The following is a 659-nucleotide window of genomic DNA, read 5'->3' as shown; positions in this document are numbered from 1 at the left end:
TTGCTGCGTCTGCGCGGATGGATGATCGGCCAACTGTGGATGGTCGGGGAGCACACCCAGGCGATCAACCTTGGCCGGACCGTTCTGGAAGACCATGAACGCCTGCTCGGCGCCGATGACGAAGACACCATCGACGCCGCCGCGGGCCTCGCGCTCGCCTACGGTGGACAGCGCCGGCACGACGAGGCCATCGCGCTGAACACCAAGGTCGTGACATGGCGCGAAGAACACCTGGGCGACACACACCCGGAGACTCTGAACGCCCGCAACATCCTGGCGAACAACTATCTCGAGTCGTCCAATGACTATGGGCTTCCCGATCGGGCCTCCACTGCGGTGGCGTTACACGAGCACAATCTCGGCGAATATCTTCGCGTGCTCGGCGAGACGCATCGCGGGACGCCGTACTCGTGGCGGAGCCTCTGTATGGCATACGCCGCTGCTGGGCGGCATCATGACGCCGCGGCCCTCTTGGAGATCCTTGCTGCGGCCCTCGACCGAAACCCGAATCAGCCCCGCTTTCAGCGGCTTTTCACCGACTCGGTACTCGCCGAAACGTACTGGAGCCTCGGCCGCCGCGACGACGCGCTGAGCCTGCTCGATCGCACCACAGCCCAGATGGTCAGCGAACTAGGGTCAACCCATCCTTTCACGTTACA

At 63.9% G+C, this 659-nt stretch carries 1 protein-coding gene; it reads left to right on the top strand.

All coding sequences use genetic code 11. The features are described 5' to 3' along the window. Nucleotides 1-21: 21 nt before the first annotated feature. Nucleotides 22-659, top strand: a 638-nt coding sequence (locus DMB66_RS60495; RefSeq protein ID WP_125812739.1) for a tetratricopeptide repeat protein, incomplete at its 3' end; no start/stop codon positions are given.

The sequence above is a fragment of the Actinoplanes sp. ATCC 53533 genome (assembly GCF_003947245.1).
This window is presented reverse-complemented; position numbering and strand designations above follow the sequence as displayed.